The following is a 13,002-nucleotide window of genomic DNA, read 5'->3' as shown; positions in this document are numbered from 1 at the left end:
CTCAGTATTCAGCTACACCTGGCTGGACTTTCGCTTTCGAATACTGTTTCGTTTCTTGAGGTATTCGGTGTCCAACGCGCACGATCCACCGTTCATAACTGGGTTCATAAGGCCGATCTACAGCCCCAAGACGGACGCCAGCCGGATCACGTTGCGGTTGACGAGACTGTGATCCAGCTCGACGACGAGCGCTACTGGCTGTACGCCGCCGTCGATCCTGATACGAACGAATTACTCCACACAAAGCTTGAACCGGTGAGAACCAACGCGTTCACTCACGCGTTTTTCGCTGAACTCCGCGAGAAACACGATGTCGACGACGCCGTGTTTCTCGTCGATGGTGCAGCACCGCTGAAAGACGCCTGCCAGCGACACGGCCTCGATTTCAGATACGAACGCCACGGAAATCGGAATTCCGTTGAACGTGTCTTTCGTGAGGTAAAACGACGCACCTCTTCGTTCTCAAACTGTTTTAGCAACGCCGAACGAGACACAGCTGACGACTGGCTTCGATCGTTCGCCTTCGCATGGAATCAGCTAATCTGAACACTACCTGGTGACCTCTCCCGAAGTGTCTTACTGCGTTCTCGTGTAAGTGAAGGTATGGCTCAAGCCGACACTGGCGATTCAGACTCAGCACGGCGTGAAATTCAGCTGGTACAAGAGAACGATGGCCGGTGGTCCGCTATCGACAAAGGGGTTGGTGTGGCGAGTCACGGAGAAACACGATCTGAAGCGCTCGTAAACCTAGACGAGGCCGTAGCACTGCATACCGGAGAGATCGGGGAACCGGTCACGGACGCCGACTTGCATGATTTAGGGCTTGACCCCGAAGAGGTCTCCGCCGAACCACAGGAACCCGAATCACCCTGGTTTTCCGAGTAGCTGTGCCGGCGCCGAGAACTTGTCGTCGCACTGAGCGAGATGGGGTATCAGCCCGTCGACCGTGCCGGAATGCATCTGAAACTCCGGTACATTCACCCAGAGACCGGTGAGATCCGGAACGTCACGATTCCAATGGGGAAAGAAGTCAGTGGCGATACACTCCGGAACATCGCGGACCAGTGCGGTGCGAACGACTTTCAGTCGTGGTGTGCTTGGATCGACGAGATCCTCTGATCCCCCCTTCGCCGAACTCGGTCCGACGCTCGTACTCACGACGCATCTACAGGCGGGGCAAGCCGAGTGCCTCGGGGTTGACCCCGAAGCGATTCACAACAATGGTTCGGCCCGCGAGAATGTGTCAGGCACTGTTATTGTAGTGGTGGTAGTTGCGCTGCTTCTCGTATTGATACTGAGTTGTACTTCAGCACCGGGCTTGAGTCCGAGCCCTGGTTCAAGCTCAGCCGTATTTAATTTCAGAGTAACTTGTTCGCCGTCTTCAAGAATAGCATCATCGTCTTCCAGTGACTCGGTCGTAAATGTGGTTTTACTGGCGCTCCCTTCAGCATATGTGAGCTGCTGTACCGTCGTTGCACTTGTGTACGTTACAACAGCGTCGGTCAGGTCAACATCTCCCGCACCGGGTGCACTCTGTACTGTAACACTCACCTGCGAGAGACTCTCTCTTGCAGGTCGAATTTCAGCAGTCCCTGTCTCGTCGACAAGCCACCACATCCCACTGTCACCGTCAGGGTCCTCAAAAAGGAGATCGCTATTGCAGTCCATTTCATCCACGATCTTAGCTGAGATTGGTGGTTCTGACGTGGTAATGACGTAATCCTCACCATCAGGGTCCAAATGAGTTACTCTAATTTCGCCCGCTGATGTCTCCTCAAATTTGAGTTGGTCATAATCGGGGCCATCAGCATAAGAGTCGGCAAATGGTTCTTCAGAACGCACCCCATCCAGCACAAGATGGAATGGCGGTGAGCAACCGGCTGTTGCCCCGCCCCCAAACAGGAACACTGTGCCAAATTCTACAATTATTTCCTCGCGGTACTCCTCTCTTCCACTCTCGTACTCGTCAAGTTGGCTACTATCGAGGACAAGCCGGTTGTTTGCTTCCGTGACTTTCCCATACTTGCTCATAACAGTAACACGGTCTGAAACCTGGGCAGAGGACGCTTCCCCAGTTTCCTCAGACTGGCTTTGTAAGAACCCCGCGGTTGAGAGAAGCACACCGCCAGCAATACTCGCGACTAGTACCATCGCTATGAACACTATCAATGTTCCAATCCCGACTTGACCACGCTCTACACTTCTCAAAAGCCGCCGCCATAGGGCCATTAACCCATAACCTATCACAGAAGGTGTTAATACTGGCGTCGTGATTTTCAGTTCCAAAAATAAATTGGTTTCTAAGGACCTGAGAGTGGTTTGCCATGGCAACGGCATTTTCTCGCCCGCAGTGGAGGTAGCCTGTTCACTTCCAGGTGATGAGCATGACAACGAACCAAACTCCATCCGAAAGCGAGATCGCGTTCAGTGCATCGGTCGAGTCGCTGATCAGCCCCAACGGCACTGTCGGCTTCTGTGGCCTGACCCGCTCGGGCGAGTATCCTGACGCCGTCACAGCCAGTGGCGACCGCTTCGATACCAGCCAGTGTTTCAAAGACGCCATTCAGGTCCTCCCCGTGCCGGGCAACGGCGACCTGCTGGCCGTCAACGAATTCGTCGCTGACGACGCCGAGGCGACCATCGATCAAGAGGCTATCCGCAACGTCGACGGGCTGGACGTCGAACAACTCGAGCAGGCCGCCGGCCACGACCTCGACGACATCACCAGCACCGCAAACGCCAGCCGGCACATCCCGGTTGCCGACCACAAAGACATCATCGACCGTCGCCGTCTCGCCCTCCGAACGCTCGGATTCAACTGCCGCTTCCGATGGCAGATCGCCACGACCTCCTACGAGGCCGGCGACATGCAGGCGTTCCTCGAACGGCTCGTCGTCGCCGCACAGAAAGAAGGTGCAGACGATCCGTCGCCGTTCGGCTGGATCCACTACCACGACTGGGGCGGCGAAGGCCGGATCACGACCGTCTTCCCCGACAAGCAGTACACCGTCGAAGTCGACGACGAGGGAAGCGTCCTCCCCGGCGACGGTGACGCCCTCATCGACCAGTTCGGGACTGTCGGCGAGGACCAAGCCGGGCAGATGACTGCCGCCGACGACGGCGGCGAAATCACTGTCTACTACGGCTCCCAGATCGGCTACGACTACCGCGGGTCGTCCACCATCTGGGCCCGGCCGGTCGTCTACATTCCCGCTGTCGACACAACCATGCCCGTGCCCGGGAAAGACGCTCGCTTCTCCCGAAAGCACGTCGGGGAGTTCATGAGTGAGTCCCACGAGCGCAGCGCCAACCGGACGCCCCCGACCGAGTGGCACAGCGAGATTCTCGAAGAGCTGGACAGCTTCGCCACGCAACTCAGTAGCGACCTGGCCCGGGCGCGGATGCTCACGCTCAAGTTCAACACGCTGCCGTTCTCCGTGACGGACTTCTACGAGTATCTGGGCTTCTCCGGGTCAATCGCCGAGCAGGCGGCCGACCGGGCGACGGCACTGGCGAACCCGAGCGGCCAGCCGACCCTGTGGAACCTCCAGATTTCACTCAAGATCGCACTGCTGAAAGCCTACGGCGGCGAGCGTGGCAGCAGTCGCTTCCAAGAACTCGCCGAAGTCGCCGGGAAACTCGTTCGCCAGCCCAAACAGCAACTCCGCGTCGCGATCAAAGCCTACCAGCGCGATGCCGACAGTGACGACGAGGAGGACGATGCCGAGATCCTTCCCGACAGCCAGCAGACGCTGGGCGACACGCTGGACGACCTGGAAGACTTCGACGACATGGAGGGCTTCGACCTGAGCGACATCGCGGCCGGCCAAGCCCAACAGGTCCAAGAAACCGTGGATCGCCAGATCGACGCGTTCGTCTCCGAAGACGACATCGAAGACGCGGAAGCCAGTGACGGCGACGACGGCGATGCCGAGACCGCCGACAGTGATGCGGATGGGGGCGATGATACCGACGACGTTTCTCGCGAGGCGGGGGACACAGACGCGCCCACGGCCGACATGACGACCGCCGACGACTGAGCGGCCCACTGCCCCCACAGGAGAAATCATGAGTACACAACACCACCAGACTGCCGAGCAGGAGACGCTGAGCCACCTCGCCAATCGCCTTCTCGCCGCCGAAGGCGGGTCGGTCCCGCTCGAAACGCTCGCGATGACCGCCGCCGACGAGTTCGGCATCGACGCCGACATCGAGCAGCTAGTCAACGAGCGAGCCGGCGACGTGTACGGCATCTCTCGCTCGGACGACAACGGGAAAGTCATCACAAGCGTCGATCCTGTCGGGGACGAACCCGATGCAGTCGCCGCCCACTTCGAGACAGCTGACTTCGCCGACCTCAACGGCGTCACCGAAGACATCGCATCAGTCCTGCAGGGACTCGGCTACAGTTCGTTCGAGGACCTTTCCGAAGCCGATCCAGAAGCCCTCCAGAAAGAGATCGAGCAAGAACTCGAAGAACGGGCCGATCCCATCGACTACGAGGCTCTCCAAGACGAAATTCCGGCCCAGTGGCAGGCAGAACTCGAGAACGTCGATGCGATACTGGACGCGCTCACGCACGCCGGCTTCTCGACCTACCGCGATCTGGCATTCACGGACACTCAGGACCTCGCAGACGCCGCCGACGATCATATCTCGCAGTATCTCCCCCCAAGCCCGCTGACGAATCTGGACAGCGTCTCGAACACTCAGCGTGACCGGCTCCAAGAAGAATGCCTGGAGTCGTTCCGCAAAATCGCCGACGCGCCGATCGAAGAACTAGCCGAAGCCGGCGCGACCATCAACGAAGCCCGTGCCGAAGTCATCAAGGAAGAAGCCGCCGAGAAAGCGTTCTGTGTCGATCTCGAGGATGCCGACCAGATTTCGACTGCTGCCGAAGCGTTCGTGACCGACGTGGACGCCGAACAGACGAGCGCGATCATCGCCGAAGCCACGTCCGCGATCCCGACTGCCCCTCGCCTCATCAAGCAACACAAGCAACGGTACGAGTCACGGACGAACGAGGCTGGGAGTGGGACCGCTCGCGTCGTCGACGTGGACAGCGTGGACGCCGACGTGCCCGATCCGCGGTATCAAGCTATCGCAGAGTGTGACATCACCGACGCCGACAGCGTCTACTACTCGGAGATCGGCCAGCACGCTGACGACCCCGAACAGACTGGGCTGCCGGTCAACGCTACCGACGACCACCCGTCGATCCCCAAGCCCGAAACCCATCCCGACGCCGGTGACGATGCCCTCCCGGTCGCGGACGGCGAAGTCATCCCGCCTGCCGTCCCGGTCGAGCCGCGTCTCCAGGTCCAGATGGACGTCCTCATCGCGAACAAACTGGCGCGTGGGCTGGTTCCCGTCTGTATCGAAGGCCCGCGCGGTGCCGGGAAGAACTATCTCATCAAGTATCTCGCCTACAAGACGAACAATGGCTACCGCTCCATCGACGCCGACCGGACCACCACGCCGGACGACCTATTCGGGCCGCTGACGCCCGATGAAAACGGAGTGATCGAACCGCGAAGCGGTCCCGTCAAGCAAGCACTCCTGAACGGGGAGTGGCTGGTCATCAACGAGTTCCCCACGATGCGGGCAGGTGCAGCGATGGCGATGCACCGCCTCCTCAACGAAGGAAAGCTCCTGATCAAGAGCCACGGCCAGCTGGTCGAGCCACATCCACAAGCGCGGATCATCGTGACGATGAACCCGCCGACGCGTGAGTACCGCGATTCCGAGCCGATGAACTCGGCGACGCGGGAACGGTTCCGTCGCTTCCAGCATCAGTATCCCCAGGATGTCAAAACGGAAACCGAAGCAGTCGCTCGACAGGCCAACCGGAACTGGCAGACGGCCTCACGGGAGACGCTCCGCCAACTCGTCGAGATGGCTCACAAGACGCGGGAAAACGAGTCCTGGCCGACGGTCTCGACCCGATCGCTGATGACCGTCTGCGAACACATCGATGACGGGGCGAGTCCCCGGGCGGCGATGAAAAACGTCCTCTGGGCCGTGGCAGAACCGAACCAGAATCCCGACGCCGCACACCAGACGCTCCGAAATATCGTTGACTGAACGACTAAACAGACCAATGCAACTTGACGAAGCCCGAGAAATCGCGGCGAGCCACGGAGTCGAAGAGGGCGCGCAGTTTGAATGGTTCCGGATGGGGGACGAAGACGGTGACAAGGTTGGCGACATCACTGTCACTGACCTCAAGTGTAGCGGCGCGGGCATCCGGAATGTCGAGTTTGTGATTGAAGCGAACGGCAAAACCAAGGAGAAGAGTATGTCGATTCGGAATGTCGCCCGCTCACTCCAGTCCGGTTGGTGGCAGGAGATCGAAAAGTGACTGGCTGTCGGCCGTCTCAACAGAAGTTTCTCGCTTCCAGGGCAGTGAAGCATGACCTTCATCATCCCCGAGAACTCCAAGCAAGAAGCCGAGATCGAAGCCGTCCACAACGAACTTGCGACAGAATACGGCCGCGACAACGTCCTCGTGACCGAAGTGGAGAACCAGATCATCTCCCTCACCGGCGATGGGATCGGGCTCATTGATCCGGTCAGCATCGAATCCCATTCCGAAGTACTTCCGGCCTAGTGCTGCTTCAGTTCTGAACTGCTAGAATTAATCAAGAGGCGTTGTGTCCTGTGAATCTAGCGATTCACGCCTGAAGCGGCACTAGTCCTCCCACTACGAACTACGGTCTATCCACGTCTCACGCGCTCAGTTTTTCGCTGGCGGAGTAGCCGAGCCAGATCCACTCGCCCAGAGCCATGTCACTTGCACCAGACACTTTCACACCCGACGAAGCCGCACACGTCCGGACCAGCAGTGTTCGCGAGCAACGGCTTGCGGACACTGTTACCGGACTCCTGCCGCCTCATCTCGAGGCACGTGTCGACCTGCGCGTCCTGCCGAGTGTCGATACAGGCTTCATCATGCCCGCGACAGCGGACGCACTCACGAGCGACGCCGGCCTTGACGCCGACGCCGCTGCCCACCTCGCCGACAGCATCGACGGCGACTACCTGATCGCCGTTACCGGCCAGCCAGCCGATACGTCGTCGCTCCCGATTTCCGACCAAGCCACTGTCGATCGTGCCTACCAACACGGCATCGTCCTCCACGAACTGCTGCACCTCCTGCTCACGAACGTTAGCGGCCAGACCGAGATCATCGAGCAAGAGATCGACAGCGAGGCCCAGCGCGAGAAAGCCCACGAGCTACTGAATATCGGCGAAGACGGCGTCATCGAGGCCGAAGCCCGCCGGGCCGATGCCTTCACCGACCAAGCAACGACGCAGTTGACGCTCATTCGCCGAATCGTCAGCCAGCCGCTCTCCGACGTCGAACATGGGGCCGAATTCTCCTTCTGGGATGCGGTCACGGGCGCGCTATACGACTACGCGATTTTCCCGGGGTCCGAAACCTACACTGGCGTCGGCCCCGTTCTCGCCGACCCCGACGACGACCGAATCACCTTCGCCTCCGACGCAGACGAAGACGCCTTCCTCTCGATCCACGAGCCGCTCAAGCAACTCGCCGCCGATCTCCACGGTCTTCGGAACGAACAGCAAGACAGTATCCGACTCTACGGCAAGGAAGCCTCCATTCAGCGCGCTCGCCGACTCACTGAGTTCTGGACGGCCCACATGGCGCCGTTCTTCGAGAGCGAAGACAGGAACGAGTCTTCACCGGATTCGCCACAAGAGTCAGGTGAAGAGGCTCAGAGTACCGACGCAGACAATCAGGACAGTCACGATAAAGACCAGCAAGCCCAACAGGAGCAACAGAGCCAGCAGGGACCGCAGGAGCAACAGGAGCAGCAAGGACAGCAAAACAGCGCCCAACCGGACAGCGAGGACAACACCGACCAATCAGACAGCAAAGCAGGTCCTGATCAGCCCGCCGGCCAACCTGACCCAGAAGCAGTCACGACCGAGCGGCAGGAAACCGACGAGACGCCGCTTCAGTCGATCACCGACCATCCCGACATCGACCCACAAGAGCCCGAGCCGGACGACGTCGACACCGAGCCCAACCAGCCGTCCACGTCGGACCCCGAGCAAGCCGACGAAAACACAGACGAATCGCAGGCAACCGACTCTCAGGAAGCGAGGAGTGGTGCAGACGACCAACCGGGAGCCGACGAACCGGAAACAAGCGGAGACACCGAAGCAAACCAAGAGAACACATCTCCCGAAGCAGACACCAGTGACGATAGTGCCGGAGATCATGGAAGCGAACAGACGCAGGGCGAGAGCCAAGACGACAGCGAAGACGCTAGCGGTACCACAGCCAGCGCCGAAGACGGACCCGCTTCGGAAGACCCAGCGGCAAGCAGTGGTTCCAGCGGCGATACCCGACCCAATATAAACCCCGGGTCAAGCGATGGGAGCTCAGGAATCAGTAGCGGCCAGTCTGCACTGGGCGACTTCGCATTGGGGCAAAACGACGAGAACGACGCGGACAGCGACATAAGCCGCTCCGGCGAAGAAGAGGAGCAGAGTGGGGACAATAGCATCGACGCTGACAGCGACGAGCGTAGCGACGAGACAGACGGTTCTGAAGCCGACGCCGGAAGTCCAAGCGAAGATGCAGATGGTGAGTCCGGTGACGACGAGACACCCCACGTGCAAAGTGAAAACGCTGACACGAATTCTGAATCGGATACTGATGGCGAGCCGGATCAGCCCGACGACTCAGAAGCAGATGACACCGACGCCACTCCAAGCGAAGGCGAGGAAACCAGTCAGTCTGACTCCGACGGGCAGAACGGCAGTCGTTCCGAACCAAGTGCGCCCTCAATCGATCCTGAGATTGACGCGGACGCCCTCGAGTCCGATGCAGAGAAAGCTCGCGAAGAAATCGACCAGACGACACCCAACACAGACGCCGTCAACAACGAGCTAGACCAGATCAACGACCTGCTGGAAGACACTGACGACGATCCCACTGGGGAGCAATCGCCAGGCGGTCAGGGCGCGGGCAGTGGCTCGCTCACTTCGATCACGACGCCAGAAACGGGCCAGACTGAGCCAACAACACAGAACAGCGTCGCTGACCAGCAGACGTGGGCTACCATCGAAGCCGAATCCGAACAGGTAGCCGACACGCTGGCGAACGTCCTCGCGATGGACAAGCAGAGCGACGTCATCCCCGGTCAAACCAGCGGGCGAGTCGATCCCGCACAGGGTTACAAGCTCTCCTACGGTGATCCGCGTGCCTTCGAGCGGAAAACGCCCGGCGACGAGAAAGAATACGCGCTCGTGTTGGTACTAGACCGCTCTGGATCGATGGGCGGGTACCGGAGCAACGAGATCGAGCCAGCTGTCCAGGCGGTCGCGACGTTCGCCGCCGCAGCCGAAGACCTCGGCATCAACGTCGCCGTCATCGACTTCTATCGAGACGAAGCCCGCCTCATCAAGCCGTTCAGCGTCGATGTTGAGTATGTCCAAGACGCACTGCTCACGACCGAGACCGGCGGTGGGACACCGCTTTCGGACGCTCTTGAGTTGGCGAAAGCGCTCGTTCGCCGCCAGCAACAGGAGCCGCTCATCATCACCATGACCGACGGCCAGCCTGCCAGTCCCGGCGCCGTCGCAGAGCAACTCGGCGAACCCCCCGTCTGTTCGCTCACACTCGCCACGACCAGCGCCCGAAATCGTGCGCCCCCCGGAGCAGCAGAGTTGGAAGGCAAGTGGACAGCCTCTCGAACCGTCTTCAACAAAGAGAACCTGACCGAGAAGCTCGACACCCTCGCGTCGCTACTGACGGGCATCTAGACGAGAAATCAGTCGTTTGTCGCCCCCTACCGAGACAGAGCGATGCTCCTGTTCCAGTTCGGATCCCTCCGACCACGGCAGCACTCACCGCCTGAACCGAAAGAACGGCCCGGAGACTACAGCCACGGCGACGTCTGCCCACGATGCGAAGCGGCCCACCTCATCGACGTGAAGCGCACTGGCGAGTGGCACCTCGTCTGCGAGCAGTGCCGATACCGCCCGGCATCCGACAGCGAGAACTCCGAGAATGTCTGACCAATTGCAGATCGACATTCGACCGCCGTATCTCGATGATGCGTGGGCACTCTGTCACACGTCTCTCAACGGCGAGTGGTTCCATGTCGACTCGCACAGTGAGGCCGTTGAAACACTGCAAGATCGTCTCACCGAGTTCACGGAGACCGGTTCCAGTCCGGACGAAGAGCAAATCGCAATCGATTGCCATCCAGACTACAGCAGTGCCCTCACGACGAGTGAATTGCTCGGAAGCGGCTTGAGCCAGTTCGGTATCACAAGCGGCGGCCAGTTCGATAGCTCACACTGGTATGAGCACCAAACAGAGTACGAGCAGTGGGTGTCGAAGCTAGCGGCGAAAGATGCTGAGGAGAAAAGTTCGATTCTGCACGTTGCGCTGTCGGAACCAGATCGAGAAGACCGTGGATCAAATCCGTGGGAGTGGACACGGGCCGTCTGGATCCAACCACAGGCAAGTGGTTCAGGATACAACGTTGTCCTCCACGACGCCAGCAACTACGCCTGGGCGATCCAAGACAACTGGCAGACCAGCGGCGTCGTCCGAATCCTGCAAGGCGACTGGCCGATGACACACACGGAGGGGGTACCTGCACCAACCGCCGTCCCGCGCTACCAGCTGAACGTTCGGCGAGCCGACGAGCATACACCGCCAAGCCACCTCGAGTGGCCCGGCATCGACAGCGCCGAGACTGCGACACTGCTTTCCGATCCAGACGGAACTCCATTCGACTCGGACTTCGAGTACTGCCAGAACGTGCCCTCGGAAGTCAACGGCTGGGAGTATACGCCGACACGACTCACCGGCCACGAACGATGGGAACAGTCCGACGGGCACGCATACGTCAAAATCCTCCACCATCACACGGATTTTTCATGGGTTGAGGTCGGCGACGACAGACTCGGCGGCGTCCGTGGTCGCTTCCCACCCGACTCGCTCCCGGGGAAAGTCCAAGCCGAGTACAGCGATGCAGAAGCGCGGTCGGTCGCCATCGACTGGATGAAAACACACGATCCCGAACTCTGGTCCCATCCCGGGCACCACGAGTGCCTGCATCAACCGCCAGAGGAGTGGACTCTCGCAAAGGAGCCACGCGTCGTTCAGGACGACGGACAGCCGGGAACACTTCGAGTCACCTACGAGCAGAGTATCAACGAGCGGTACACGCGTCGGTTGGTTCTTAGCGGGCCTGTCGGCCAAGACGAGTACACGATCCAGTACGAGATCCACGTCCCAAGCGAGACTCGGTGGGGCGGAGAGACAGACTGCGCCTACGTTGACGAAGATCCGGTTGCACTCCCCGCTCGGCAATCCTGCCAGCGCACGTACGAGCGGTTGGTGGAACTAGCCGAATCGCTCCACTCCAAGCCACTCACCGGAACGGCTCGGCGACGCGTTTCAGCGTGGGAAACGGACGACAGACGCTTTTCTGGTCCACGAGGAGCGGCGACACCAGACTCGTTTGAGCCAGCGCGCTCATCAAGAGACACCCCGTGAGAATGGCGAGAAGCCCCGTCTCGCTACTCCAACAACTGAGGCAGCAGTCCAAACCACCCCCGAGCAGAGCCCCTCTCGCCGCGTGGGAATCGCAACAAGACTGAATTGCAGAGCATGAAATACCCGACACATGGCCACCACTGAAGACGGTTCAACAGCAGGAGAAGACTTCTCTCAACAGATTTTCGCTGGCAAAGAACTCCCAGAAGACGAACTCTGGGATGTACTAACCAACAATCTCAAGCAGGTAATGGAGTCGACCGGCGCCGCGATGCGGATTCTCGATCTGGATTTCAACGTCGTTGTGGAAAACGAGCAAATGAAGCAACTCGGCGGCGTCGACGCAGAAAATAGCGCGACCGTGAAATGCTACGACCAGTTCTGCAATCCGGAAGTCTGCGGGACTGGCAACTGCACTCTCAAACAGATCGTCGACGAAGGCAAGGACGAAATCCGCGTCGAAGTCGAGAAAGAAAGCTACGACGGGCGGGTCATCCCTACGGAATTGGTTGTCCGGCCCATTCACGACCCGGAAGGCGATATTGTTGCCATCAGCGAGACATTCCGCGATATCTCCGATCAGAAAGCCGCAAGCCAAAGCATCAAATCCGCCGTTGACGAACTCAAAGCGTCGTCTGAAGAAGTCGCTGACAACTCACAGGAGATTAGCCAGCAGGCCAACAGGCAACTGGACTCGATCACGAACGTCTCGAAAGAAGTCGCATCACTGAGTGCAACAGTCGAAGAAATCGCGGCCACAGCAGACGAGGTCAAAACAACGAGCGAGCAGGCTCGAGAAAAGGCCGAAGCCGGGAAAGAAGACGCTGAGGAGACCATCGAGATCATGGCCGGTATCGAGGACGCCGCTGCCGAAGCAACAGACGACGTTCGAGAACTCAACGACCGGATTCAAGAGATCAACGAACTCGTCGACGTGATCAACGACATCGCCGACCAGACAAACCTGCTGGCACTGAATGCCTCCATCGAAGCCGCCCGTGCTGGCGAAGCCGGCGACGGGTTCGCCGTCGTTGCCGACGAAGTCAAATCACTCGCCGAAGAGTCCCAACAACGAGCCTCCGAAATCGAAGAAATCGTCGCACACGTCCGTGAAAGCACCACCGACACGGTTTCCAGTCTCGAAGAAACCAACAGGGTGGTCCAGGACGGCGCTGAGAAAGTCCGGAATTCCGGGGAAACATTCAAAGACATCTCCAAAGTAGTTGAAGCAGTCTCAGACGGCGTCGCCGAAGTCGCAGACGCGACCGACGACCAAGCCGCAAGCACCGAAGAAATCGCTAGCATGATCGACGAAACGGCCGAAGACTTCGAAGATGTGGCCAGCGAAGCCGAAGCAATTGCAGCCGCCAACGAACAGCAAACCGCGAAAATCCAAGAGATCAGCCAAGACGTCGACGCGATGAACGAACTCGACGTCCAGAGCAACCTCTAGA

At 59.5% G+C, this 13,002-nt stretch carries 11 protein-coding genes; 10 read left to right on the top strand and 1 reads right to left on the bottom strand.

Going from position 1 to position 13,002, the window contains the following annotated elements; genetic code table 11:
• From BMX17_RS19890 to BMX17_RS19880, 3 genes are all read left to right on the top strand, one after another.
• Nucleotides 1-546: IS6 family transposase (locus BMX17_RS19890; protein ID WP_092663402.1), on the top strand; the 546-nt coding region annotated here is incomplete at its 5' end.
• Between the two features lie 57 nt (nucleotides 547-603).
• A complete protein-coding gene (locus BMX17_RS27725) occupies nucleotides 604-885 on the top strand; it encodes a type II toxin-antitoxin system HicB family antitoxin (RefSeq protein ID WP_092663396.1) in 282 nt (93 codons plus the stop codon).
• On the top strand, nucleotides 886-1,119 hold the full coding sequence (locus tag BMX17_RS19880; RefSeq protein WP_280141424.1) for a type II toxin-antitoxin system HicA family toxin: 234 nt from the start codon (nucleotides 886-888) through the stop codon (nucleotides 1,117-1,119). It abuts the gene before it with no gap.
• 93 nt (nucleotides 1,120-1,212) lie between these two features.
• Here the strand turns inward: BMX17_RS19880 and BMX17_RS27580 are convergent, their stop codons facing one another.
• Nucleotides 1,213-2,286, bottom strand: coding sequence for an archaellin/type IV pilin N-terminal domain-containing protein (locus BMX17_RS27580; RefSeq protein WP_170845495.1), 1,074 nt, complete (start codon nucleotides 2,284-2,286; stop codon nucleotides 1,213-1,215).
• 98 nt (nucleotides 2,287-2,384) lie between these two features.
• Here BMX17_RS27580 and BMX17_RS19870 point away from each other — a divergent pair, with 98 nt between their 5' ends.
• From BMX17_RS19870 to BMX17_RS19835, 7 genes are all read left to right on the top strand, one after another.
• Nucleotides 2,385-4,040: a hypothetical protein gene (locus BMX17_RS19870; RefSeq protein WP_092663390.1), complete on the top strand. Its 1,656-nt coding sequence runs from the start codon at nucleotides 2,385-2,387 to the stop codon at nucleotides 4,038-4,040.
• A gap of 28 nt (nucleotides 4,041-4,068) precedes the next feature.
• Nucleotides 4,069-6,084, top strand: a complete 2,016-nt coding sequence (locus tag BMX17_RS19865) for an AAA family ATPase (protein WP_211611403.1) — start codon at nucleotides 4,069-4,071, stop codon at nucleotides 6,082-6,084.
• Between the two features lie 16 nt (nucleotides 6,085-6,100).
• On the top strand, nucleotides 6,101-6,361 hold the full coding sequence (locus BMX17_RS19860) for a hypothetical protein (protein WP_092663388.1): 261 nt from the start codon (nucleotides 6,101-6,103) through the stop codon (nucleotides 6,359-6,361).
• Between the two features lie 51 nt (nucleotides 6,362-6,412).
• A complete protein-coding gene (locus BMX17_RS19855) occupies nucleotides 6,413-6,610 on the top strand; it encodes a hypothetical protein (protein WP_092663386.1) in 198 nt (65 codons plus the stop codon).
• Nucleotides 6,611-6,786: 176 nt separating this feature from the next.
• Nucleotides 6,787-9,798, top strand: a complete 3,012-nt coding sequence (locus BMX17_RS19850) for a VWA domain-containing protein (protein ID WP_092663384.1) — start codon at nucleotides 6,787-6,789, stop codon at nucleotides 9,796-9,798.
• A 247-nt stretch (nucleotides 9,799-10,045) separates the two neighbouring features.
• Nucleotides 10,046-11,548: a hypothetical protein gene (locus BMX17_RS19840; RefSeq protein ID WP_092663380.1), complete on the top strand. Its 1,503-nt coding sequence runs from the start codon at nucleotides 10,046-10,048 to the stop codon at nucleotides 11,546-11,548.
• A gap of 130 nt (nucleotides 11,549-11,678) precedes the next feature.
• The gene (locus BMX17_RS19835; protein ID WP_092663378.1) at nucleotides 11,679-13,001 is read left to right on the top strand and encodes a methyl-accepting chemotaxis protein; all 1,323 of its coding nucleotides are present in this window, start codon (nucleotides 11,679-11,681) and stop codon (nucleotides 12,999-13,001) included.
• The last annotated feature ends 1 nt before the right edge of the window (nucleotide 13,002 follow it).

The sequence above is a fragment of the Halorientalis persicus genome, assembly GCF_900110215.1.
In the GTDB taxonomy this organism is placed as follows: domain Archaea; phylum Halobacteriota; class Halobacteria; order Halobacteriales; family Haloarculaceae; genus Halorientalis; species Halorientalis persica.
This window is presented reverse-complemented; position numbering and strand designations above follow the sequence as displayed.